This is a genomic window from Bacillus mesophilum (genome assembly GCF_008923265.1).
GTDB classification, from domain to species: domain Bacteria; phylum Bacillota; class Bacilli; order Bacillales; family Cytobacillaceae; genus Cytobacillus; species Cytobacillus mesophilum.
In genome coordinates, this window is the sequence record NZ_WBOT01000002.1 from 715,872 (window position 1) to 738,961 (window position 23,090).

The following is a 23,090-nucleotide window of genomic DNA, read 5'->3' on the forward strand; positions in this document are numbered from 1 at the left end:
CCAGACCTCACTAGACTTGTAAGGAAGGCTGCGGAACTATAGTCCGAGTTTGACTAGCCTGTTCCGTTTTCACGTTTTCATGGGCTGAAACAATATCTTCTATATTAAAGATCTTCACAAAAAGGTCTAATGCCTCTTCTGCATCCTTGCGTCCAGCTAATTCTTTCGCCTGAAGAATCGGATCTTTTAATAGCTGATTAATAATGCTTTTCGTATGCTTATTCAATACTTTTTTATCACGATCGCTCAAATGCGGCATCTTTCTCTCGATGCTCATCATTGTCTCTGCTTGAATCGTTAACGCCTTTTCTCTTAAAGCAGAAATAACAGGCACAACTCCAAGCATGTTTAGCCATTGCTTAAAGTCAACAATTTCAGCTTCAATCATAAGCTGAATCGTTTCTGCTGCTTTTTCCCGTTCAGCCAAGTTAGCCTGAACAATACCTTCTAAATCATCGATATCATATAAGAACACACTATCAAGCTCTGTTAAAGAAGGATCAAGGTCACGCGGCACAGCGATATCTACCATAAATAGAGGCTGGCCTTTGCGCATTCTTTCTACGGTTTCCATTAACTCTTTCGTAACCACAAATCCTTTAGCACCGGTAGAGCTAATTAGTATATCCGCTTCAACAAGAGCGCATTGCAGCTCCTGCAGTGATTTTGCTTGTCCATCATAACGGCTGGCAAGATTCTGCGCTTTTTCAAATGTTCTATTAATAACCGTAACTTTCTTGGCTCCATTTGAATACAGGTTCTGAATCGCAAGCTCACCCATTTTACCGGCACCAAGAATTAACACATGCTTGTTTTCAAGCGTGCCAAAGATTTTCTTAGCCAGCTCAACAGCTGCATAGCTGACAGATACCGCGTTAGCTCCGATATCCGTTTCAGAATGTGCTCTTTTTCCTAATGTGACGGCCTGTTTAAATAGCTGATTAAAGATTGTACCTGTCGTCTTTTCTTCTTGTGCCTGCAAAAAGCTTGAACGCACTTGTCCAAGAATTTGAGTTTCGCCAAGAACCATAGAATTAAGACCGCAGGATACTTTAAATAAGTGTTCCATTGCCCCTTCTTGCTCATATATGAATAAGAACGGAGAAAATTCACTTTGCTCAATTTGGAACCATTCTGATAAAAACTCTTTTATATAGTAACGGCCAGTATGAATCTGGTCGACAACCGCATATATTTCCGTACGATTACATGTTGAAATAACAACGTTTTCAAGAATGCTCTTTTTCTGTTGCAAAGCCTGCATGGCTTCCCCAAGCTGCGCAGGATTGAATGTTAAACGTTCTCGTATCTCTACAGGGGCAGTTCTGTAGTTAAGACCAACAACTAAAATATGCATGAAATTGACACCCCCAGAATGATTACATAGTTCGCTACTCTAATTATATCACTTCTAGACATAAATCCGTCACGAACATGTGAACAGATTATGAACTTAAGTTTATCTATATATGTTTGCAGTGTTACAGATTTACCGTGCAAACAGCGCAAAATCTGATAATATGGTAAAGAAGCCAATTATATAGCTTCCAGCAAGATTAACAGCATCTTACTTACTTAATAAATAGATCGAATACTCCCTTATGTACAGTAACAAATATCACACTTATATTCAAGTAAACATGACCGAAAGTGGTGAAAATATATGCGAAATCAGCGTCTCTTTCCAGGGATGATTCTGCTCGGATTTGGAGCCTATTTTTTTCTGCAGCAATTAAATATCTCTTTATTACAGCCATTATACTCTTGGCCAACATTATTAATCATTGTCGGCATTGCTTTTTTAATTCAGGGCTATGGAGCAAAAGATTATGAAGCGATTCTCCCAGGGGTCATTCTCACTGGTTTTGGGGTGCATTTTCATATCGTTAATAGATTGGAAATTTGGCCAGACCATATTGGAAGCTTTATTTTAATCATCGCTTTAGCCTTTTTGCTGCGTTATCTAAAGACGGGTGCAGGTCTTTTTCAAGGGTTCCTTTTTTTAATTCTTGCTGTTCTCCTGCTTTTCTATGACACTATACTGGGATGGCTGGGTATTTTACAAAGCAGCGTTTCAACTGCCTGGAGATTTTGGCCGCTGCTATTAATGGTTGCCGGGCTGTTTCTCCTAATGAAAAAGAAATAACTTCACCTGTGGTGATCATCGGCTATAAACCGAGTAATCTTCACTTTTATATGGCAAAAGGACAGGGAGTTTACGTTATCTTTCCCCGTCCTTTTTTATCTAAACACTTTTTATAACACAGAATCTAAAAAGTTTTTCGTTCTTTCTTCCTTTGGAGCTGTAAAAAGTTCATCCGGATGGCCCACTTCTACAATTCGTCCGTCATGCATATATACAGCCCAGTCTGCAACTTCCTTGGCAAAACCCATTTCATGTGTGACCACGACCATGGTCATTCCTTCTTCCGCCAGCTCTTTCATGGTCGTTAAAACCTCACCGACCAGCTCTGGATCCAACGCAGAAGTCGGTTCATCAAAGAGCATGATATCCGGTTTCATTGCTAAAGCCCTGGCAATGGCAACCCGCTGTTTTTGACCGCCCGAGAGCTTCGATGGATACACATTTTCTTTATCTGAAAGTCCAACTTTTTTTAATAATTCCTGTGCTTCTTTTTTCACTTGCTCTTTTGGCTGCTTTTTCACATGTAATGGCGCCTCCATCACATTCTCCAGAACCGTTTTATGCGGAAAAAGATGAAAATGCTGAAAGACCATGCCAACCTTTTGTCTTACTGCATTTAAATCATGTGAGTGCTGATCAATCTCTTCACTTTCAATTTTTATACTGCCGCTGTCCTTCATTTCAAGAAAGTTTAAACAGCGCAGCAAGGTACTCTTACCAGATCCGCTTGCTCCAATTAAACAAACGACATCACTTTCCTTTACAGTCAAATCGATATCCTTTAACACATGGAGATCACCAAAAGATTTATTCAGCTTGTTTACTTCTACAATAATTGACTCAGTCATCATAGACACCTCCTTAATCACTTATGGACATTCTTTTTTCAATTAAGCTGACAATAATAGAGAAAAACAAGACAAGCACTAAGTAATAGACTGCAACAATTAATAAATAAGTCATATAGTCATAGGAAATGGAACCTTGTGTTGTAGCTACATTAAATAATTCATACATTCCTATGAAGGATGCAAGTGAAGAATCCTTTAACGCAATAATAAACTGGTTTCCAAGTGGAGGAAGTGCCCTTCTGCTTGCCTGCGGCAGAATAATTCTCCGCATAGCCAGGCTCCTTGTCATCCCAAGTGATCTGCCGGCTTCCATTTGCCCTTTGTCAATGGATTGAATAGCTCCTCTAAAAATTTCAGCAATATAAGCACCGTTATGAAAGGCCAGTCCGAGTACAACAGCCCAGAAATCTGAAATATTGAGCGAGGTCAAACCAAAATAAAAGATAAAGATTTGGACAACAAGCGGAGTTCCGCGCACGACAAATATATATACATCAGCAATTACTTCAAGTATCTTCATCTTGGAGATTTTTAAAAATGCAAACAGCAGCCCGACTGCAATGGCAATAATAACCGAGACAACTGTCAACTGAAACGTTAGCAGCATCCCTTTTAAAAAGATCGGTGCTGTATCAATAAACGTTGTAAACCAATCCATTCACTTTCCCCTCCCTTAACATTATAAAAGGCGAATGCTCTCGAACATCCGCCTCAAATGGTTATTCATCTTCAGGATTCACTGTAATATCTTCACCGATATATTTCTCGCTGATTTCCTTCAATGTTCCATTTTCGTGCAGTTTCTCAAGCGCTGCATTTATTTCTTCCAGCAGTTCAGGATTATCCTTGCTGACCGCAATGGCCTGCTCGCCTACACCCAGCAAATCTCGTCCATCAATCGTCATTCCAGATCCGATCGCTTCCTTGCCGGTAATAAAGTCTGTCACAACGGCGTCATGCTTCCCTTTACTCAATGCTTCTAAAGCGACTACATCACTATCATAGTATTTAACATTATCGGTTACCGGCAAAACTTCTTCAGCATATGTCGTTCCTTTTGCAACAGCCACTTCTAGGTCAGCTAAATCCTCAAGTGTTTCAACTGAACTATCTGGACGCACAAAGATTTGCGGCCCTGAATAATAATACGGAATCGAAAAGTCCACTGCTTTTAGCCGTTCCTCTGTGATCGTGTGGCTTGCCACTGCAGCGTCATAGCGGCCAGCTTTCACACCTTCTACTATTCCGCCAAATTTCGTCTTCTTCTGAACCGGTTCCAGTCCAAGTTCTTCTGCTACAGCTTCTCCGACTTCAATGTCAAACCCAGTCATGGTTCCATCTGCTTCTGTTACAGAAAACGGATTAAATTCTCCCGAAGATGCATATGTAAATTTCCCTTCATCCACTAATGCTTTTCCCCCAGAAGAAGCCTCTTCTGCACCACATGCTGAAAGAATCATAACAAGCAATATTCCGTAGATGCCTTTTTTAAAGATTTGCATTTTCCTTATTCCCCCTTTTTTTGTTCCGCTTAAAATTCTTACCCCTTAACCTTAACAATCAAACAGAATTATCACAAAATTCATATTTTGTGATAATTCACCTTAATTAACTCTATGCCAGTTTCTGTTAACTTCACAGATACAAATGCATGGATATAAGTGACTTTCCTTCCTTATCCTTATCAACTTCATATTCTCTTAAGTAAAGTATAGAAATAATGTAGTGATTAAAAGCGGGGCACTGAATAGAGCGAGGCGATACATACTTTTGCTGTTTCTGACTGGTTCGGTATCTATTTTTATAGCATCTGTTGAATCTGCACCTGATTTAAGCGTATTCCAGCGATTAGTCGCTATTCCGCTAATGAGTAGAGCAATAAGAGCTAAACCGCCTGTTATATAGCTAAATAGCATAAAATGATCTGTTAAAAAAGCTAATATAATAAAAGCCAAACCCAATCCAATTCCAATAAAGAATGATTTCCACATACACAATCTCTCCTTTTATTTCAATTTTATCGGGCTGATTGAACAATTATGTCATTAAAATGTTTGCTGAAAATAAAAAAAGAGCAGGCAATAATTTGCCATACTCCTTTATTTCAACTAACCCTGTCTCATATACCCTTTTAAGATTGACCATGCTTCATCTTTTCCTTGACCGGTTTCAGATGAAAACAGAACAACAGAATCCTGCGGGTCTAAATCTAATGTTTCTTTTGTAACCTTTAAATGCTTTTGCCATTTTGATTTCGGAATTTTATCCGCTTTGGTGGCAATGATCACACATGGGATATTATAATGCTTTAAAAATTCATACATCATCACATCATCGTTTGTAGGCGGATGGCGCAGATCGACAATCAGAACTACAGCTTTGAGCTGCTCCCTTGATGTTAAGTATGTTTCAATCATTTTGCCCCAAGCTTCCCGCTCTTTCTTGGAAACTTTTGCGTATCCGTATCCCGGAACATCCACAAAGTGAAGAATTTCATTGATTAAATAAAAATTCAATGTTTGTGTCTTTCCAGGTTTAGAAGAAATGCGGGCAAGTGCTTTACGGTTTAGCATTTTATTAATGAATGATGATTTCCCGACATTGGATCTGCCTGCCAATGCAAATTCAGGCAGATTGCTTTCAGGATATTGATCGGGCTTAACGGCACTGATAACAATTTCTGATGATACTACCTTCATAAATGCAAACCACCATTCAATGCGTGCTTCAGCACTTCATCTAAATGAGAAACAAGCACAAAATCAAGTTCATTTCTCACACTTTCAGGGATATCATCAATATCCTTTTCATTATCCTTAGGCAGGATGATCTTTCTTAAGCCCGCCCGATGTGCACTAAGCGACTTCTCCTTCAAACCGCCAATTGGAAGCACACGGCCCCTTAACGTAATCTCACCCGTCATGCCAACCTCTTTGCGGATCGATCTCCCAGTAAGAGCTGAAACAAGTGCAGTCGCGATGGTAATCCCAGCAGATGGTCCATCCTTAGGAACAGCACCTTCTGGAACATGAATATGAATATCATACTTTTCATGGAAATTTTCATCAATATCAAGCTCAGCCGCTTTTGAGCGAACATAGCTGAATGCCGCCTGAGCGGATTCCTTCATAACGTCTCCAAGCTTCCCTGTTAAAACAAGTTTTCCTTTTCCAGGAGAAAGTGAGACCTCTATTTGCAGAGTGTCGCCGCCAACTGTTGTGTAAGCAAGCCCTGTGGCAACCCCTACTTGATCCTCAAGTTCTGCTTGTCCATAACGGAATTTGGCTTTTCCAAGAAATTCTTCGGCATTTTTGCTTGAGATAATAACTTTTTTCTTTTCACCAGAAACAATGATTTTAGCTGTTTTTCTGGCGATTGTGGCAAGCTGGCGCTCTAAACTGCGGACACCCGCTTCACGCGTATAGTATCTGACAATCGTTTGAATGCCATCTTCGCGAATCTGCAGCTGACCTTTTGACAGACCATGCTCCTTCACCTGTTTCGGAAGAAGGTGATCCTTGGCAATATGGATTTTTTCCAGTTCCGTATATCCGGCAATCGTAATGATTTCCATACGGTCTAAGAGCGGACCAGGAATTGTGCTTAAATTATTTGCTGTAGCAATAAACATCACTTTTGATAAATCATAGGTTTCTTCAATATAATGATCGCTGAAATTATGGTTTTGTTCCGGATCTAATACTTCAAGCATGGCGGATGATGGATCTCCGCGAAAATCACTGGACATTTTATCAATCTCATCTAATAAAAAGACTGGATTGATGGTGCCAGCTTTTTTCATCCCTTGAATAATCCGTCCCGGCATGGCTCCAACGTACGTACGTCTATGACCCCGGATTTCAGATTCATCGCGGACCCCGCCCAGTGAGATTCTCACAAAATTGCGGTTTAACGAGCTTGCAATTGATTTGGCCAGACTTGTTTTACCAACTCCTGGAGGTCCGGCTAAACAAAGAATAGGGCCTTTTAATGAGTTGGTAAGCTTTTGAACAGCCAAATATTCTAAGACACGCTCTTTTACCTTTTCCAGGCCATAATGATCTTCGTTTAAAACTCGCTCAGCTTTTTGAATGTTTAAATCATCTTTTGTAGCGTTTGTCCACGGAAGAGAAATAAGCCATTCGATATAATTGCGGATTACTGCACTTTCAGCAGAGCTTGAAGGTACTTTTTCGTATCTTCCCAGCTCTTTTAGTGCTGTTTCCTGAATATGCTCCGGCATGCCTGCCTTTTCAATTTTGTCAGTCAGGTCTGCTATTTCGCCTGTCTTGCCTTCTTTATCGCCCAGTTCTTTTTGAATGGCCTTCATTTGCTCGCGCAGATAATACTCTTTTTGCGTTCTTTCCATTGATTTCTTTACGCGCTGGCCAATTTTCTTTTCGAGATTAAGGACTTCTTTTTCATTATGAATAATTTCAATCACTGTATTCATTCTTGCTTTCACATCAAGTGTTTCAAGAATATCCTGCTTCTCTTTAAGCTTTAATGGCAAATGCGAAGAAATAATATCTGCCAGCCTGCCTGGTTCTTCTATATCTGTTACAGATGAATACGTTTCTGCTGATACCTTTTTCGATACCTTTATGTATTGCTCGAAATATTCAAGCATAGTTCTCATTAATGCCTGATCCTCTACATCCTTCGATTCGGGATCTTCATGAACTTCAACATTAACGGAGTAATATTCATCCTCATCATAAAATTCCATTACTTCTGCTCTTTTGAGACCTTCAACTAACACTCGGATCGTACCATTGGGAAGCTTCAGCATCTGCTTCACTTTTGTCAGTGTACCCATGTGATACAAATCGTCTTCTGAAGGGTCATCTATAGACATATCCTTCTGCGTAGTTAAGAAGATTAAATGGTCATCTACCATTGCTTTTTCAAGCGCTTGTACTGATTTTTCACGGCCAACATCTAAATGAAGCACCATCGTTGGATATACAAGCAAGCCTCTAAGCGGCAGGAGGGGGACGATGATTTCTTCCTTTTTCGTCATTTCTCATGCACCTCCAAATGCAAATCTAAAACCCTAATAATTGCTGATTTCTTTGTACAATTCTATCTTATTTGCCCTGCAGTGTCGACTGTTTAGCCACTTTCTTCACGTACTTGCCTTAGTATCAAATATAAACAGGCTCATTATGCCTCTCATATCTTTATTTTTTCTCAAGCATCTCTTTCCTATTCCATTCGGAGAAATAGAAGGCAATTGGACAAAAAATCAGCTTGCAGTTCTTACACTGCAAGCTGGGATATTACATGCTTTCTTTCTTGGACAATTCGATTGGCATGGTTAATAATTGTTCTTTGTAGCCGTCTTTTTGAATCGCAATTTTAAATACTTCACTTAAATGGCTGACAGGAATAATGGTTATGCCGTCAATTTCCTTTAGTATGCTTTGCTGATTTTCCTGCGGGATAATGACAGTAGAAGCACCCGCTTTCTTTGCAGCCTTTACCTTTGGATACACTCCTCCAACAGGTTTTACAAAACCATGGATACTAATTTCTCCGGTCATTGCGATGGTATGATCAACTGGCAGCTTATAAATCGCCGAATAAATCCCCGTTGCCATCGCAATTCCTGCTGAAGGCCCGTCAATCGGCACTCCGCCAGGAAAGTTCACATGAATATCGTATTCATCTGCAGGTACACCCATTGATCTTAAAACGGTTAAGACATTCTCAATTGAACCGCGCGCCATACTTTTGCGTCTAATTGATTTCCCTTGTCCGCCAATGCTTTCTTCATCAACAATACCCGTAATATTGATGCTGCCCTTATCATGAGCCGGGATCACAGTGACCTCAATATCGAGCAGTGCCCCGCTATTTGGACCATGCACAGCCAGCCCATTTACAAGCCCAACTGCCGCTTTTTCGCCAATTTTCCGTTCCATCCTTGGGGTAAGCTGACTGGATTGAACAACCCATTCGATATCTTCGTCTCTTATGTAATTTCTTTCTTCTGTAATTGCTAAACCGGCTGAAATTTGAATCATATTGACAGATTCTCTGCCGTTTCTGGCGTAAGATGCAAGTGTGTTTAATGCTTTTTTACTAATCGACAGCTTCACTTTTTCTGCAGCCTTTAACGCCACTGACTCAATTTCTTCCTCCGATAACTCACGGAAAAATACTTCCATACAGCGGGAGCGAATTGCAGCCGGGATTTCACTCGGTGTCCTTGTTGTAGCACCAATTAAACGGAAATCAGCAGGAAGCCCATTTTTAAAGATATCGTGAATATGCGATGGGATTTGAGTATTTTCTTCATTATAATAGGCGCTTTCTAAAAATACTTTTCGATCTTCCAAGACCTTCAAGAGCTTATTCATTTGAATGGAATGAAGCTCTCCAATTTCATCAATAAATAGAACGCCGCCATGAGCATTTGTAACAGCACCTTGCTTTGGCTGAGGTATTCCAGCCTGCCCCATTGCACCGGCTCCCTGGTAAATCGGATCATGGACAGATCCAATTAATGGATCCGCAATCCCACGCTCATCAAATCTTGCTGTTGTTGCATCAAGCTCTATAAAAATGGATGAAGCTTTAAATGGTGATTTGTTATTCTTCTTTGCTTCCTCTAAGACCAACCTTGCAGCTGCTGTTTTCCCGACACCAGGCGGTCCATAGATAATAACATGCTGAGGGTTTGGTCCGCATAATGCCGCTTTTAAAGCCTTGATCCCATCCTCCTGGCCAACAATATCAGCAAATGAAGCAGGCCGCACTTTTTCTGCTAAAGGCTCAGTCAGCGAAATGGACCTCATTTTCTTTAACTGATCCATTTCTTTTTTAGATTCACGATCAATGGATACTTTTTGAGTGCGCTGACTCTTTAACAAGTTCCAAAAATACAACCCGATGACAATCCCAAAAAACAATTGAATAAATAAGGCAATCCCCGTCCAGCTCATGTCGTTCCCTCCTGAATTTTAATCTAGCTGTTAACTGCTAGTATCTCCCCGACATGGTTGGAATAAACAGAAAAAGAAAAATCCGTTGAAAGGACTTGTATACGTTCCTTATTAATTCATTTGTTCTATAAAAAAAGAAAAGCCGACCGAAGTCGACTTTTCTTAGCAATGTTGCATTTATATCCTTATGCAGAAGTTTTGCGCTCTTCTTCAACAATTGTTCCATCTTCAAGAACAAGCTTTGGTGCTCCAGTGTCCAGAACAGTATCTTTCGTAATGATGCATTTTTTAATATCATCACGGGATGGAAGTTCAAACATGACATCAAGCATAATGCCCTCAATGATGGAACGAAGACCACGTGCACCAGTTTTCCGTTCGATTGCCTTTTTCGCAATTTCGATCAGAGCTTCATCTTCGAAATCAAGCTCAACATCATCAAGTTCAAGCATTTTTTGATATTGTTTTACAAGAGCATTTTTTGGTTTCGTTAAGATTTCAATTAGTGCTTCTTCATCAAGCTGCGTTAAGCTCGCAATAACCGGCAGACGGCCGATGAACTCTGGAATAAGTCCAAATTTCAACAGGTCTTCTGGAAGAACCTTAGAAAGAAGTTCTTTTTGCTCTAGCTCGTTTTGCTTGTTATCAGAACCGAATCCAATTACCTTTTGACCTAAGCGGCGTTTAATGATTTGCTCAATGCCATCAAATGCACCGCCGCAAATGAATAAGATATTTGTTGTATCGATTTGAATAAATTCCTGGTGTGGATGCTTTCTTCCACCTTGTGGAGGAACACTTGCCACAGTACCTTCAAGAATTTTCAGTAAAGCCTGCTGAACACCTTCACCTGAAACATCGCGAGTAATCGACGGATTTTCAGATTTACGTGCCACTTTATCAATCTCATCAATATAAATGATGCCTTTTTCAGCTTTTTCAACATCATAATCAGCAGATTGAATTAATTTAAGCAGAATGTTTTCAACATCCTCACCAACATAACCTGCCTCCGTTAAAGAAGTTGCGTCTGCAATAGCAAAGGGTACATTCAAAATACGCGCAAGAGTTTGTGCAAGCAATGTTTTTCCGCTACCAGTCGGTCCGATCATTGCAATATTACTCTTTGCAAGCTCTACTTCATCAATCTTGCTGTTTGAATTGATGCGCTTATAGTGATTGTAAACGGCTACAGCAAGAGACTTCTTAGCTTGGTCCTGCCCAATAACATATTCATTTAAAATCTCACGAATCTCAGAAGGCTTTGGAACATCTTTAAACTCTACTTCTTCTTCTGTTCCTAACTCCTCTTCAACGATTTCCGTGCAAAGTTCAATACACTCGTCACAAATATAAACACCTGGTCCCGCAACAAGCTTTCGGACCTGGTCCTGTGTTTTTCCACAGAAGGAGCATTTTAGCTGTCCTTTTTCATCATTAAATTTAAACAATTCCTTCACCCCTCAAAAAAAACTGAAAAGATATATAACCGCGAATCCTATTTCACTGAACGTTCCGTTGACTGACCCGAAAATAGAGTAGATATATGTATGGAATAGGCTCACTGCAATGCTGCTTACTTTAGATGGTCAAAGAATATATACCATTTCAGCATCGTTGCTTACTCCAACTAATTTTCCGGCTGCTAAAAAAGAGTAATCTAAAATAAGCACATAAATATTTATGTTACTTACTTTTCCCTCTCATATTAGGCATTTAAACGTAACTTTAAATTTTTCCCAAAACAAGTATGTACTGCATTGTAACACATATTTAGAGCAGACAGGAAATGATAACGCTTATGGTTGAAAATAGAATATGTACTTCATTCAGTAAATATGATTCGCTGGTTATGAAAAAACAAGCGATCGCCATAAAGCGATTGCTATTGACAAAACTTGCCGATTGACAGGCGCACAGCCAGAGGCTTTGCATACCTTATGCTGTTAAATGCTTGCTTTAGTCATAGAAAAATCGGCATTGGCTTTATCATCATGTAAGTCAAATCGGGTCTTTTTCGGTAAACGAAAAAAATATGTACTTTCTTAAGGATATCCATAGTGTCTGATTTCCATAAGTGTATCTTTTGCAAAGATACATGGTTTCTATGTAATACGTTATCATTTTTGTCTTTTCACAGAGCAAGGAGATACAAGAGTTATGTAAATTTCTTTGAAGTACAAAACAAGGCACGATCATAATCGCGCCTTATTTTTATCTATTATATTATACAGTTTTGCTGTTTTCTACAAGTAAATCGATTGCTTTTTTCATTTGAAGATCAGATTTTAATGCATCAAGGTTACCGCCAAGTGCTTGTGTAATAGCGTCTACGCCCATGTTGTACATTTCAGCCATTTTATCAAGCTCAGCAGAAATCTCTTCTTCTGTTACTTCAATGTTTTCAGCTTTAGCGATCGCTTCAACTGTTAAGTTTACACGTACACGTTTTGCAGCTTCTTCGCTCATTTGCTCACGCAATGCACTTTCGTCTTGACCAGAGAACTGGAAGTAAAGCTCAAGATTCATGCCTTGCATTTGCAGACGCTGTTCGAATTCTTGAAGCATGCGGTCAACTTCAGTGTCAACCATTGCAGAAGGAACATCGATTTCAGCGTTTTCAGCTGCTTTTTCAACAACAGTGTCACGTACATGGTGCTCAGCTTCATGCTTTTTGCTGTCTTCTAAACGAGTTTTGATTTTTTCTTTAAGTGCATCTAAAGATTCAACTTCTTCATCTGCATCTTTTGCAAACTCATCATCTAGAGCAGGAAGTTCTTTTCCTTTAATTTCGTGAACAGTTACTTTAAAAGTAGCTTTTTTTCCAGCAAGTTCAGCTGCATGGTATTCTTCAGGGAAAGTAACTTCAACATCTTTAGACTCTCCAGAAGCTGCACCAGCCAATTGCTCTTCAAATCCTGGAATAAATTGGCCTGAACCTAATTCTAATGAATAGTTTTCAGCTTTGCCGCCTTCAAATGCTTCTCCATCAACGAAGCCTTCGAAGTCCATAACAACTGTATCGCCGTTTTCAGCTTTGCCTTCTTCTTTTACAACAAGCTCAGCTTGTTTTTCCTGCATAGCAGTAAGTTCAGCTGTTACATCTTCTTCTGTCACTTCAGTTTCGAATTTTTCTACTTCGATTCCTTTGTATTCGCCTAATTTTACTTCTGGCTTAACTGTAACAGTTGCTTTGAAGATTAAGTTTTTGCCTTTTTCAATTTGCTCAACATCGATTTCCGGACGATCCACTGGCTCAATTCCAGTTTCGTCGATTGCATTTGCATATGCATCCGGTAATAGATAATCTACAGCATCTTGATAAAGAGATTCTACGCCAAATCGCTTTTCAAACATACCACGAGGCATTTTCCCTTTACGGAAGCCTGGTACATTGATTTGTTTAACGACTTTCTTAAATGCAGCGTCTAAACCTTCGTTTACTTTCTCTGCATCTACTTCAATTGTAAGAACCCCACGGTTCCCTTCAAGCTTTTCAAATTTAGCTGACATACAATTAGTTCCCTCCAAAATCTATGATCATTTCATTTTTCACGAAATGGTATGAATACGTCTTGTTTTCAAGCCACTATTCATTCACTAGTAACTGTTAAAAATTACTTATCTGCGTAATACAACCATTATATTATAACACACGGAGCATAGCTTTCAAGATTGAGCCTAATTTTTGCACTAAGAAATTTCTTCTAGTGCAGAGATGTGCTCACTTGCAGCCTGAATCTCTCTCTCTTCCACTTCATATAAAGCTTCTAATTCTTCTGATGAAATCTCTAATCCAAAGTAGTTAGTGACTAGTCTATGATAAGCAGCCGCCAGCGCATTTGAGGAGATAGATTCAACCTCAAAAGGATAGAGAAGAAAATAGTGGCGCTTTATGATTTCTTTTGTATTATCATATAAAATAGGATCTTCCTGAGAAATGCTGGCCTCCAGAACCCCTATAATCTCGTTGTATTGCTTTTGATCATCCCAGTTATGCATGTCGGCTGGTATTACCTGCTTCTTCCTTCCGCCCTTATTAACCAGCACAGAACGCTCAAAGCCATGTTCTGCTAAGACATTTAACAGGATGGTTTTAAAAAAATACTGGCCGTCCTGATCTCTCAAATACTCTTCAATTCCTTCAAGCTGATTCCTTATGTTGGATTGAGCCAATTTAGCGGCTATGTGAATTTGCTCATTTTGATCATGCACAGCAAAAAAGTTGATGTGTTCATGTTCCTTGATATCTTCTTGTTCTTCTATCTCGATCGGAGCTAAATGGACATGCTTTCTGCTAAAAGCCAGCATGGTGCTAAAATGCTCGTATTTATCCTTTGGCACTTCTTTCTCTTCCAAGAGGCCTTCAATCGCTGTAATAATCTCAGCATACTGCCCCAGCTGAACGAGAATCATTAAGTATAACTCCATTATATCAATATAATTTCCTATGTCTTCCTGCAGCATTTTTTCAGCCAATTTTTTAGATTTGTGCAAGTTACCTGACTCAAAATAGGCAAGGACCAGACCAATATGGATTTCACTATTATCAGGATCCAAGCTGAGGGCGTCTTCTAAATAAAGTACCGCATTTTTGAAATCTTTTAGTCTGACTGCCTCCAGTCCTTTTTCAATAAGCCGCTTCTCAAGACCGGGAAAGAGAATAATATTTTCACCTGAATCTTTCTGTTCCCGTTTTTTCATATCTATACCGTCCTTATGATTGGTTTGCAGTTAGTTTAGCATGGTGAGAATAAAAAAACAAAAAGATCCATCACCTCGTAGTAATGGACCTTCTATTTACTGCGCCTTTTCATATACAGTAATGTATTCATCTAATTGCATGGTAATTTCAATCTCATCCCAGCCATTTACGAGCATTTTTTTCCAATAAGGATCAATTGAAAAATGTGCTTTGAACCCGGTGATGTCGGAAATGCTTTCGTTTTCTAAATCAACGGTAAGTTCATAGTTTTCATGTTCTGCTTTTTGCAGCAGCTGTGCGACTTTTTCAGCGTCCAGTGTAACTGGAAGCAAACCGTTTTTTAAGCAGTTCTGATAAAAAATATCTGCGAATGAAGGAGCAATGATCGCCTTAAAACCATAGTCTAATAATGCCCATGGCGCGTGCTCTCTCGATGAGCCGCAGCCAAAATTTTCATTGGCAATTAATATTTTTGCACCTGCGTTCTCAGGTCTATTTAATTCAAAATGAGGGTTTGGCTCACCATCGGGTGAATATCTCCAATCATAAAACAAAAAGCGGCCAAAGCCTGTTTTTTCAATTCTTTTAAGAAATTGCTTTGGTATGATTTGATCTGTGTCGACATTTGCGCGATCAAAAGCTGCCGCCTTTTCTGTTATTTTTGTGAATGCACTCATCCTTTTCCCCCCTATTTAAATGCTTCTTCCGGCATCATCGCTGATACATCGGTAATTTTCCCATAAATAGCAGCCGCAGCAGCCATGATTGGGCTGACAAGATGTGTTCTTGCACCTGTTCCTTGTCTGCCTTCAAAATTCCGGTTCGATGTTGATGCACAATGCTCGCCTGCAGGAACAATGTCGTTATTCATGCTTAAACACATACTGCAGCCAGATTCTCTCCACTCGAAGCCTGCCTCCGTAAAAATACGGTGCAAGCCTTCCTCTTCTGCTTGCTTCTTCACCTGCTGTGAGCCCGGAACCACCAATGCTCTAACATTGCTATGCACCTGTTTGCCTTTCACAATTTCAGCTGCCTGCCTTAAATCCTCGAGGCGGGAATTTGTACAAGAACCGATAAACACATGCTGTATGTGAATATCATCTATTCTTTGTCCCTCTGTTAATCCCATATAAGAAAGGGCATTTTGCAGAGATTTTCTTTCAATCTCGTTTTTGCAGTCTGAAAGATACGGAATTCTTTCATGCACTCTTGAAGTCATTGCAGGATTCGTCCCCCAGCTGACCATTGGAGCAATTTCCTCTGCATGGATTTCAATCGTCTTGTCATAGACCGCATCATCATCTGAAGCAAGCTCTCTCCATTCTGCAACTGCCTTCGCCAATTCCTCGCCTTTGGGAGCAAACTTTCTGCCTGTTATATAGGAGAAAGTCGTCTCGTCAGGACTCACTAAGCCAGCCCTGGCCCCGCCTTCAATAGACATATTACAAATGGTCATTCTTTCATCCATCGACATGGATCTTATTGCCTCACCACAATATTCAATAATATAGCCTGTTCCAAAATCAAAGCCATGCTTTGAAAGGATATATAAAATAATGTCCTTCGCCGTTACTCCTTTATTAGGAGTTCCGCTGATGTCAATTTTCAGTGTTTTCGGTTTAGCGCGCCATATGGTTTGAGTGGCCAGTACATGCTCAACCTCACTCGTTCCAATACCAAAAGCAATAGAACCAAAAGCACCATGTGTTGAAGTGTGGCTGTCTCCGCAGACAATCGTTTTGCCTGGCAATGTCAGTCCAAGCTCCGGACCAATGACGTGAACGATCCCCTGATCTGGACTATCTATGCCTGCTAACGGAATCCCAAATTCATGACAGTTTTTTTCTAATGTCGTCATCTGATTCAGCGCTACTTTATCTTGAATTTCGGAACGATTGTCTGTTGGAACGTTATGGTCCATGGTAGCAAAGGTTTTATCCGGTCTGCGCACCTTTCTCCCTTTCATTCTTAGCCCTGAAAAGGCCTGCGGTGAAGTAACCTCATGCACAAGGTGTAAATCAATATATAATAAATCCGGCTTGCCCTCTTCTTCATATACAACATGTTTATCCCATATCTTTTCAATAATTGACTTACCCATTGTGTTCCCCCCTATCGAAACGAGTGCTTCATTTTTTTGACAACTGCATTGGCTATAATTAAGAGTAAGCCTCCATAATATGCATAATCGCTTCATGATCTAAAATCATCGCTTTAACTTCATTAATCATTTCGCTAGTAGATACATAGTTATTGACAGATCTGCCGATATCTTTCGTTCGATAGCCTGCATCAAGCACTTGGTTGACTGCCGTTTCAACCGCCTTTGCTTCCTCCTGCATTCCAAAAGATAAACGCAGCATCATCGCTGCTGATAAAATGGCTGCAAGCGGATTGGCAATATTTTGACCTGCAATATCAGGAGCAGAGCCATGAATCGGTTCATATAAAGAAGGACCATCCTCTGAAAGACTGGCAGAAGCCGACATTCCCAATGATCCTGTCAGAACGGAAGCTTCATCACTTAAAATATCGCCAAACATATTTTCCGTTACAATAACATCAAATCTCTTTGGATTTGTGACTAATTGCATCGCTGCGTTATCGACCAGCATATGCTCCAGTTCTACATTCGGAAACTGCTCAGAAATCTCATTAGCTACTTCTCTCCACATTCTGCTTGATTCTAAGACATTTGCTTTATCTACTGACGTTACTTTTTGATCGCGCTTCTCCGCAAGCTCAAAAGCAAGCTTAATGACACGCTGCATTTCAGACTTTTGATAGTATAATGTATCAACAACTGCTTCTTTTCCGTCTTTTTCCACGCGTTCACTTGGTTTGCCAAAATACAGCCCGCCTGTCAGCTCTCGAACAAAAAGCAAATCTACATTTTCGATATATTCCTTTTTTAATGGAGAATTCTCTGCAAGACTATCATAATAGCTCGTTGGTCTTAGATTTGCATAAAGGTTCAGTTCTTTTCTTATTTTCAGCAAACCGCGCTCTGGCCGAAGGTGTGGAGGCTGGGTATCCCATTTGGGACCGCCAACAGCACCTAATAAGACCGCATCGCTGTCTTTACAATGCTGTATGGTTTCATCCGGTAAAGGCGTGCCATATGTATCAATGGCTTCTCCGCCAATGCTTCCATATGTGAAATGAAACTGGTGTCCAAAGCGTTCACCAACTGCCTGAAGAACTTCAACAGCTCCTTTTGTCACTTCTTTTCCAATTCCGTCTCCCGGAAGAACAACGATCCGTTTTTCCATCACTAACCCCTCCGATTTTGTTCAATTTGGCTATTTTATGCGAAAAATAAAATAGCGATGTGATTTACAATTCATGGTGCTCGTTTTAATGAGAACCGATGGTGGACATCCTCGTCGCCATAGCTCCTGCAGGCCGCACCTTACCACTCCTCCCGCAGGAGCCCCATAATCCTTCAGAAAAAATCACTTAGAAAGCGAATTTTATACATTTAGTACAGCTGTTTTGCTTTCTTTTAAATAAATGACACGATTAACAGCATTTAAGTAGGCTTTGGCCGAAGCTTCAAGAACATCTTGTGCTAAGCCTCTGCCGCTTGACTCTTGCCCTTCATATTGAAGACTCACATATACTTGTGCTAACGCATCTCTGCCTGCACCAACAGACTGAATACGATAATCAAGTAAATGAACTTCGCCTGTAATACATTTTTCGAGCGTATTATAAAGTGCCTCAATCGAGCCGGCACCTGTTGCGGCTTCCTGCAGCATTTCATTTTGTTTGCCGGATAACGTGACAGTCGCTGTTGGAATTTGATTTGTTCCGTATTGAACCTGTATTTGCATCAGCTCATAGAAGCGCTGATCTTTAGAGAGCTTTTCTTCAAGAACGATAGCGGCCAGATCTTCATCGGTCATTTCCTTTTTCCGGTCTGCCAAATCCTTAAAGATGGTGAAAAGAGCTGGAATTTCTTCATCAGGTACAGTTAAACCAAGCTCAGAAAGACGATTCTTAAACGCATGTTTGCCGGAATGCTTTCCTAGCACCATCGCATTTGAATGGAAGCCAACAAGTTCTGGTGAAATGATTTCATAGGTCGACTTGTTTTTAAGCACGCCATCCTGATGAATGCCTGATTCATGGGCAAATGCATTTTTACCGACAACTGCTTTATTGGCTGGAACCGTCATTCCTGTAAGCTTGCTGACGAGACTGCTCGTGCGGCTAATTTCCTGCAGATTCATTGCAGTGCTCGCTCCATAAAAATCCTTTCTAATATGAAGAGCAACCGCAAATTCCTCTAATGCTGCATTGCCAGCACGTTCACCAATGCCGTTGATCGTACCTTCCACCTGCGTTGCTCCGTTTTCAACAGCGGCAAGGGAATTCGCAATTGCCATCCCTAAATCGTCGTGGCAATGTGCAGAAAGATGTACTTTATCAATAGAAGGAACATGTTCTCTTAAGTAAGAAAAGATACGTCCATACTCAGCTGGAGTTCCATAGCCTACTGTATCTGGAATGTTTATAATGTTCGCTCCCGCCCTAATCACCTTTTCAATAATTTCTGCTAAAAAAGGAAGCTCTGTTCTGGAAGCATCCTCTGCAGACCATTGAATGATCGGGAACATTTTGGAGGCATATTGTACTGCTTCGACAGCTGTTGCAATGACTTCTTCTTTTGATTTTTTCAATTTGTATTCTCTATGAATAGGAGAAGTTGCCAGGAATGTATGAAGACGCGGTTCTGCACCCTCTTTTAATGATTCCCATGCTGCATCAATATCCGATTTAACGGCTCTTGCCAAACCTGTTACAGAAGCACTGCGGATGGTTTTGGCGATTTGCTCAACAGAAGCAAAGTCGCCTTTGGAAGCTGCCGGAAAACCAGCTTCAATAATATCCACATTTAATCTTTCAAGCTGTTTGGCAATTTCGAGCTTTTCTGAGAAATTCAAGTTTACACCAGCTGACTGTTCTCCATCTCTCAAAGTTGTATCGAATATTTTAATGGTTCGCACTGACAGCCACTTCTTTCTTTTGTTTATTTTTTTGCACGAATGGCATCATTTTTCTTAACTCCTTGCCGACAATTTCAATTTGATGCTGTTTTTCGCTTCCATTGATTGCGTTAAACACTGGGCGATTTGCCTGATTTTCAAGAATCCAGCCTTTTGCAAATTTACCTTGCTGGATATCCGTTAAGATGCTTTTCATTTCTTCTTTTACCCTTGCATCCACTACTCGCGGTCCGCTGACAAAATCACCCCATTGTGCTGTGTCTGAGATTGAATAGCGCATCCCCTCTAATCCGCCTTCATACATTAAATCAACAATCAGCTTCAGCTCATGCAAACATTCAAAATAAGCTAGTTCGGGCTGATATCCTGCCTCTGTCAATGTTTCAAATCCTGCTTTTACTAAAGAAGTTAGTCCTCCGCATAGAACTGCCTGTTCTCCAAATAAGTCTGTTTCTGTTTCTTCTTTAAAGGTTGTTTCTAATCCTCCCGCTCTCAAAGATCCAATGGCTCTGGCATATGCTAACGCAAGCTCTCTCGCTTCGCCTGTTACATCCTGATAAATCGCGAATAGAGCTGGCACCCCTGCGCCTTCTTCGTATGTTCTGCGCACAAGATGACCAGGTCCTTTAGGAGCTACTAATAGCACATCACATTCCTCAGGTGGAACAATTTGATTGAAATGAATGTTAAAGCCATGTGCAAACATTAAAGCCTGGTTTGTTAAATTTGGCTCAATTTCTTCTTTATAGACTCTCGTCTGCTGCTCATCAGGCAACAGGATCATGACTACATCAGCTTGTGCTACTGCTTCGCTTACAGGATAGACAGCAAATCCATCTGCTTCTGCTTTGTTCCAGGAGTTTCCTTTTCGCAGTCCAATCACAACTTCTACACCGCTGTCACGCATGTTTAAAGAATGTGCATGCCCTTGTGATCCGTAACCAATTACTGCAACCTTTTTCCCGTTTAAGTATGCTGCATTTGCATCTCCGTTATAGTACATTTTCGCCATTTTTCATTCTCCTCTTCTATTGTTTTATTGTTTTTAATTATTTGGAAAGTGCATAAAAATTTTTATAAAATCGATACCTGTTTCTGCGGTGCACTTCTTTGCGTCCCTCGAGAGAAAGCGGTTGTGCCCGTTCTTGCAAGCTCTTTAATTCCATAAGGACTGATTAGTTCTATAAAAGCTTCAATTTTTTCAGATTCGCCGGTAATTTGAATGACCATGCTTTCTTTACTTACATCAATAACTGATGCTCTAAAAGGTTCTATTAACGAATAAAGTTCATTTCTTGTCTGCGGAGTTGACTGCACTTTTATTAAGGCTAATTCTCTTGCGACAATAGACTGGTCCGTAATATCCGTTACCTTGATCACATCAATTTGCTTATTTAGCTGTTTAGTAATCTGTTCGCTCGCTTTTTCATCCTCGACATGGATAACACATGTGATTCTGGACATGCCTTCAAGTTCAGAGTGGCCGACCGAAATGCTTTCAATATTATAATTTCGTTTAGAAAATAAGTTGGTCACTCGATTAAGCACCCCTGGCCGGTTCATTACGGTCAGGCAGATGATTCTTCTCACGGTTTAACACCTTCCATTTCATGCAGCCCCTTACCCGGAGCGATCATCGGAAATACATTTTCATTTGGATCAATCCGCAAATCGATTAATACTGGTTCATTACATGTTAATAGGTGTTTTAATTCATTTTCCGCTTGTTCCTTTGTATCAATTAAAACGCCTTTAATGTCATAAGCTTCTGCCAGTTTTACAAATGATGGCTGTGAGGAAAACTTACTATGAGAAAAACGCGAATCATAAAAGATTTCCTGCCATTGGCGCACCATTCCAAGAGCCTGGTTATTCAAGACAACGATTTTAATTGGCAGGTTCATCTCACGAATAACGGCTAATTCCTGCGTACACATCTGAAAGCCGCCATCTCCTAGAACCGCAATTACATTCCGCTTTGGATCAGCGAGCTGTGCCCCAATGCTTGCTGGCAAACCAAAGCCCATTGTTCCTAATCCTCCAGATGTGACCCAGCGATTCGCTTCGTTAAATCGATAATATTGCGCTGCCCACATTTGATGCTGCCCTACATCGGTAACAACAATCGCCTCTCCGTTTGTAAAAGAGTGTATAAGCTCCATTGCCTTTTGCGGCTTCACCTCAAGTGACGTTTTGTCATAATGGTATGGAAAGTCTTCTTGCCACTCCTCCAGCTGTTTCATCCATTCATCATGGACTGGAGGTTTGCCTTCTCCATTCACAAGTTCCTGCAGTGCTTCTTTTGCATCAGCAACGATCGGAATAAGCGTTTCAACATTTTTACCAATCTCAGCAGGATCAATATCAATATGAGCGACCGATGCATGTGGAGCAAAATGCTTCAGATTCCCGGTAAGCCGATCATCAAAGCGCGCACCGATATTAATGAGCAAATCGCATTGTGATAGTGCCATATTGGCCGTATAACAGCCATGCATGCCTGCCATGCCGATAAATAGAGGATGTTCTGCCGGAAATCCGCCTAAGCCAAGCAAAGTATGAATAACCGGAAGCTTCTGCTGCTCTGCGTAGGCTTTTAATGCGTGCATCGCTTTTGCGTGAAGAACGCCAGCCCCTGCTAATATAACTGGCTTTTTTGCTTTGCTGACTGCTTCAATCAGCTTTCTGATCTGCAAATAATTCGGATGTTTAGTTGGCTGATAACCCGGAAGATGGATCTCTGCCTCTTCCTGCATTTCGGCTGGAGCAGCTGCGATATCTTTTGGTATGTCAATTAAAACCGGACCAGGTCTGCCGCTGGAAGCAATGTAAAAGGCTTCCTTTACAATCTTAGGTATATCCTCTGCTTTACGGACTTGGTAGTTATACTTGGTAATGGGTGTGGTAATACCCAACACATCTGCTTCCTGAAAGGCATCTGTACCAATAACTCCTGTAGCAACCTGGCCGGTGAATACAACTAGCGGCAGTGAATCCATCATGGCATCCGCAAGCCCAGTCACAATATTGGTTGCACCTGGTCCAGAAGTGGCAATAACAACACCTGGTTTGCCGGATATTCTTGCATAGCCTTCTGCTGCATGAATGCCTCCTTGCTCATGCCTCGGTAAAACATGCAGAATCTTTGACGAATAAATCTTGTCATAGATGGGGAGCACTGCTCCTCCAGGATAGCCAAAAATGACTTCAACTCCCTCTTTTTCCAAGGCATCTAATAACAAATCAGAACCTGTTATTGACTGTGTATTCTCCGCTTTAACCTCGGGTAACGCAGCTCCCTGCAACATGAATGAAAATCCTCCTCTTTTAAAAAATAAAAAGCCTTCTCATCCCTTAATCCAGATTTCTGGAAAACAAGGGATGAAAAGGCTTGAAAACCTGTTCCACGGTACCACCCTGATT

19 protein-coding genes and 1 other annotated feature (1 of these 20 only partly in view) are annotated in these 23,090 nt (G+C 40.6%); of the genes, 1 reads left to right on the top strand and 18 read right to left on the bottom strand.

Features of this window, described 5'->3' with window-relative positions; genetic code table 11:
• Window positions 1–10: 10 nt before the first annotated feature.
• Window positions 11–1,357, bottom strand: coding sequence for a glutamyl-tRNA reductase (gene hemA / locus F7732_RS08510; RefSeq protein WP_151573448.1), 1,347 nt, complete (start codon window positions 1,355–1,357; stop codon window positions 11–13).
• Between the two features lie 306 nt (window positions 1,358–1,663).
• On the opposite strand from hemA, the gene F7732_RS08515 reads away from it, so the two are divergent.
• A complete protein-coding gene (locus F7732_RS08515; protein WP_151573449.1) occupies window positions 1,664–2,146 on the top strand; it encodes a LiaI-LiaF-like domain-containing protein in 483 nt (160 codons plus the stop codon).
• 110 nt (window positions 2,147–2,256) lie between these two features.
• Here F7732_RS08515 and F7732_RS08520 read toward each other — a convergent pair whose 3' ends face one another.
• The 17 genes from F7732_RS08520 to ilvB all read right to left on the bottom strand — a co-directional run bounded on the left by F7732_RS08520 (window position 2,257) and on the right by ilvB (window position 22,975).
• Window positions 2,257–2,994 (bottom strand): amino acid ABC transporter ATP-binding protein, encoded by a 738-nt coding sequence (locus tag F7732_RS08520; protein WP_151573450.1) that lies wholly within the window; start codon window positions 2,992–2,994, stop codon window positions 2,257–2,259.
• A gap of 13 nt (window positions 2,995–3,007) precedes the next feature.
• A complete protein-coding gene (locus tag F7732_RS08525) occupies window positions 3,008–3,655 on the bottom strand; it encodes an amino acid ABC transporter permease (protein WP_151573451.1) in 648 nt (215 codons plus the stop codon).
• Between the two features lie 61 nt (window positions 3,656–3,716).
• The gene (locus F7732_RS08530) at window positions 3,717–4,499 is read right to left on the bottom strand and encodes a transporter substrate-binding domain-containing protein (RefSeq protein WP_151573452.1); all 783 of its coding nucleotides are present in this window, start codon (window positions 4,497–4,499) and stop codon (window positions 3,717–3,719) included.
• 198 nt (window positions 4,500–4,697) lie between these two features.
• Entirely contained in the window at window positions 4,698–4,988 is a 291-nt protein-coding gene (locus F7732_RS08535; RefSeq protein ID WP_151573453.1) for a hypothetical protein, read from the bottom strand.
• A 117-nt stretch (window positions 4,989–5,105) separates the two neighbouring features.
• The gene (yihA, locus tag F7732_RS08540) at window positions 5,106–5,696 is read right to left on the bottom strand and encodes a ribosome biogenesis GTP-binding protein YihA/YsxC (RefSeq protein ID WP_066443124.1); all 591 of its coding nucleotides are present in this window, start codon (window positions 5,694–5,696) and stop codon (window positions 5,106–5,108) included.
• A complete protein-coding gene (gene lon, locus F7732_RS08545) occupies window positions 5,693–8,020 on the bottom strand; it encodes an endopeptidase La (RefSeq protein WP_151573454.1) in 2,328 nt (775 codons plus the stop codon). Before lon ends, yihA begins: the two co-directional genes overlap by 4 nt.
• A gap of 259 nt (window positions 8,021–8,279) precedes the next feature.
• Window positions 8,280–9,947, bottom strand: coding sequence for an ATP-dependent protease LonB (gene lonB, locus F7732_RS08550; RefSeq protein WP_151573455.1), 1,668 nt, complete (start codon window positions 9,945–9,947; stop codon window positions 8,280–8,282).
• Between the two features lie 185 nt (window positions 9,948–10,132).
• Complete coding sequence (gene clpX, locus F7732_RS08555; protein ID WP_066443121.1) at window positions 10,133–11,398, bottom strand: ATP-dependent protease ATP-binding subunit ClpX; 1,266 nt, start codon at window positions 11,396–11,398, stop codon at window positions 10,133–10,135.
• Between the two features lie 775 nt (window positions 11,399–12,173).
• Complete coding sequence (gene tig / locus F7732_RS08560; RefSeq protein ID WP_151573456.1) at window positions 12,174–13,460, bottom strand: trigger factor; 1,287 nt, start codon at window positions 13,458–13,460, stop codon at window positions 12,174–12,176.
• Window positions 13,461–13,640: 180 nt separating this feature from the next.
• Window positions 13,641–14,651 carry a tetratricopeptide repeat protein gene (locus F7732_RS08565; RefSeq protein ID WP_151573457.1) on the bottom strand — a complete coding sequence of 337 codons (1,011 nt, stop codon included), beginning with the start codon at window positions 14,649–14,651 and terminating at the stop codon, window positions 13,641–13,643.
• 96 nt (window positions 14,652–14,747) lie between these two features.
• On the bottom strand, window positions 14,748–15,329 hold the full coding sequence (leuD, locus tag F7732_RS08570; protein ID WP_151573458.1) for a 3-isopropylmalate dehydratase small subunit: 582 nt from the start codon (window positions 15,327–15,329) through the stop codon (window positions 14,748–14,750).
• Between the two features lie 11 nt (window positions 15,330–15,340).
• Window positions 15,341–16,756 (bottom strand): 3-isopropylmalate dehydratase large subunit, encoded by a 1,416-nt coding sequence (gene leuC, locus F7732_RS08575; RefSeq protein ID WP_151573459.1) that lies wholly within the window; start codon window positions 16,754–16,756, stop codon window positions 15,341–15,343.
• A 58-nt stretch (window positions 16,757–16,814) separates the two neighbouring features.
• Window positions 16,815–17,927, bottom strand: a complete 1,113-nt coding sequence (leuB, locus tag F7732_RS08580; RefSeq protein WP_151573460.1) for a 3-isopropylmalate dehydrogenase — start codon at window positions 17,925–17,927, stop codon at window positions 16,815–16,817.
• Between the two features lie 201 nt (window positions 17,928–18,128).
• Window positions 18,129–19,667 (bottom strand): 2-isopropylmalate synthase, encoded by a 1,539-nt coding sequence (locus F7732_RS08585; RefSeq protein ID WP_151573461.1) that lies wholly within the window; start codon window positions 19,665–19,667, stop codon window positions 18,129–18,131.
• Window positions 19,654–20,679, bottom strand: coding sequence for a ketol-acid reductoisomerase (gene ilvC / locus F7732_RS08590; protein WP_151573462.1), 1,026 nt, complete (start codon window positions 20,677–20,679; stop codon window positions 19,654–19,656). Before ilvC ends, F7732_RS08585 begins: the two co-directional genes overlap by 14 nt.
• Before the next feature lie 62 nt (window positions 20,680–20,741).
• On the bottom strand, window positions 20,742–21,257 hold the full coding sequence (ilvN, locus tag F7732_RS08595; RefSeq protein WP_151573463.1) for an acetolactate synthase small subunit: 516 nt from the start codon (window positions 21,255–21,257) through the stop codon (window positions 20,742–20,744).
• Window positions 21,254–22,975 (bottom strand): acetolactate synthase large subunit, encoded by a 1,722-nt coding sequence (gene ilvB / locus F7732_RS08600; RefSeq protein WP_151573464.1) that lies wholly within the window; start codon window positions 22,973–22,975, stop codon window positions 21,254–21,256. Before ilvB ends, ilvN begins: the two co-directional genes overlap by 4 nt.
• Window positions 22,976–23,041: 66 nt before the next feature.
• Window positions 23,042–23,090 (bottom strand) — a binding site (T-box leader) (it continues 184 nt past the right edge of the window).

Excerpts from the sequence above, each read along its gene's own strand:
- F7732_RS08515 (WP_151573449.1), top strand. The coding sequence starts at position 1,664 with ATGCGAAATCAGCGTCTCTTTCCAGGGATGATTCTGCTCGGATTTGGA.
- F7732_RS08520 (WP_151573450.1), bottom strand. The coding sequence starts at position 2,994 with ATGACTGAGTCAATTATTGTAGAAGTAAACAAGCTGAATAAATCTTTT.
- F7732_RS08530 (WP_151573452.1), bottom strand. The coding sequence starts at position 4,499 with ATGCAAATCTTTAAAAAAGGCATCTACGGAATATTGCTTGTTATGATT.
- F7732_RS08565 (WP_151573457.1), bottom strand. The coding sequence starts at position 14,651 with ATGAAAAAACGGGAACAGAAAGATTCAGGTGAAAATATTATTCTCTTT.
- leuC (WP_151573459.1), bottom strand. The coding sequence starts at position 16,756 with ATGGGTAAGTCAATTATTGAAAAGATATGGGATAAACATGTTGTATAT.
- F7732_RS08535 (WP_151573453.1), bottom strand. The coding sequence starts at position 4,988 with ATGTGGAAATCATTCTTTATTGGAATTGGATTGGGTTTGGCTTTTATT.
- ilvC (WP_151573462.1), bottom strand. The coding sequence starts at position 20,679 with ATGGCGAAAATGTACTATAACGGAGATGCAAATGCAGCATACTTAAAC.
- lonB (WP_151573455.1), bottom strand. The coding sequence starts at position 9,947 with ATGAGCTGGACGGGGATTGCCTTATTTATTCAATTGTTTTTTGGGATT.
- lon (WP_151573454.1), bottom strand. The coding sequence starts at position 8,020 with ATGACGAAAAAGGAAGAAATCATCGTCCCCCTCCTGCCGCTTAGAGGC.
- leuD (WP_151573458.1), bottom strand. The coding sequence starts at position 15,329 with ATGAGTGCATTCACAAAAATAACAGAAAAGGCGGCAGCTTTTGATCGC.
- yihA (WP_066443124.1), bottom strand. The coding sequence starts at position 5,696 with ATGAAGGTAGTATCATCAGAAATTGTTATCAGTGCCGTTAAGCCCGAT.
- ilvB (WP_151573464.1), bottom strand. The coding sequence starts at position 22,975 with ATGTTGCAGGGAGCTGCGTTACCCGAGGTTAAAGCGGAGAATACACAG.
- hemA (WP_151573448.1), bottom strand. The coding sequence starts at position 1,357 with ATGCATATTTTAGTTGTTGGTCTTAACTACAGAACTGCCCCTGTAGAG.
- leuB (WP_151573460.1), bottom strand. The coding sequence starts at position 17,927 with ATGGAAAAACGGATCGTTGTTCTTCCGGGAGACGGAATTGGAAAAGAA.
- tig (WP_151573456.1), bottom strand. The coding sequence starts at position 13,460 with ATGTCAGCTAAATTTGAAAAGCTTGAAGGGAACCGTGGGGTTCTTACA.
- F7732_RS08525 (WP_151573451.1), bottom strand. The coding sequence starts at position 3,655 with ATGGATTGGTTTACAACGTTTATTGATACAGCACCGATCTTTTTAAAA.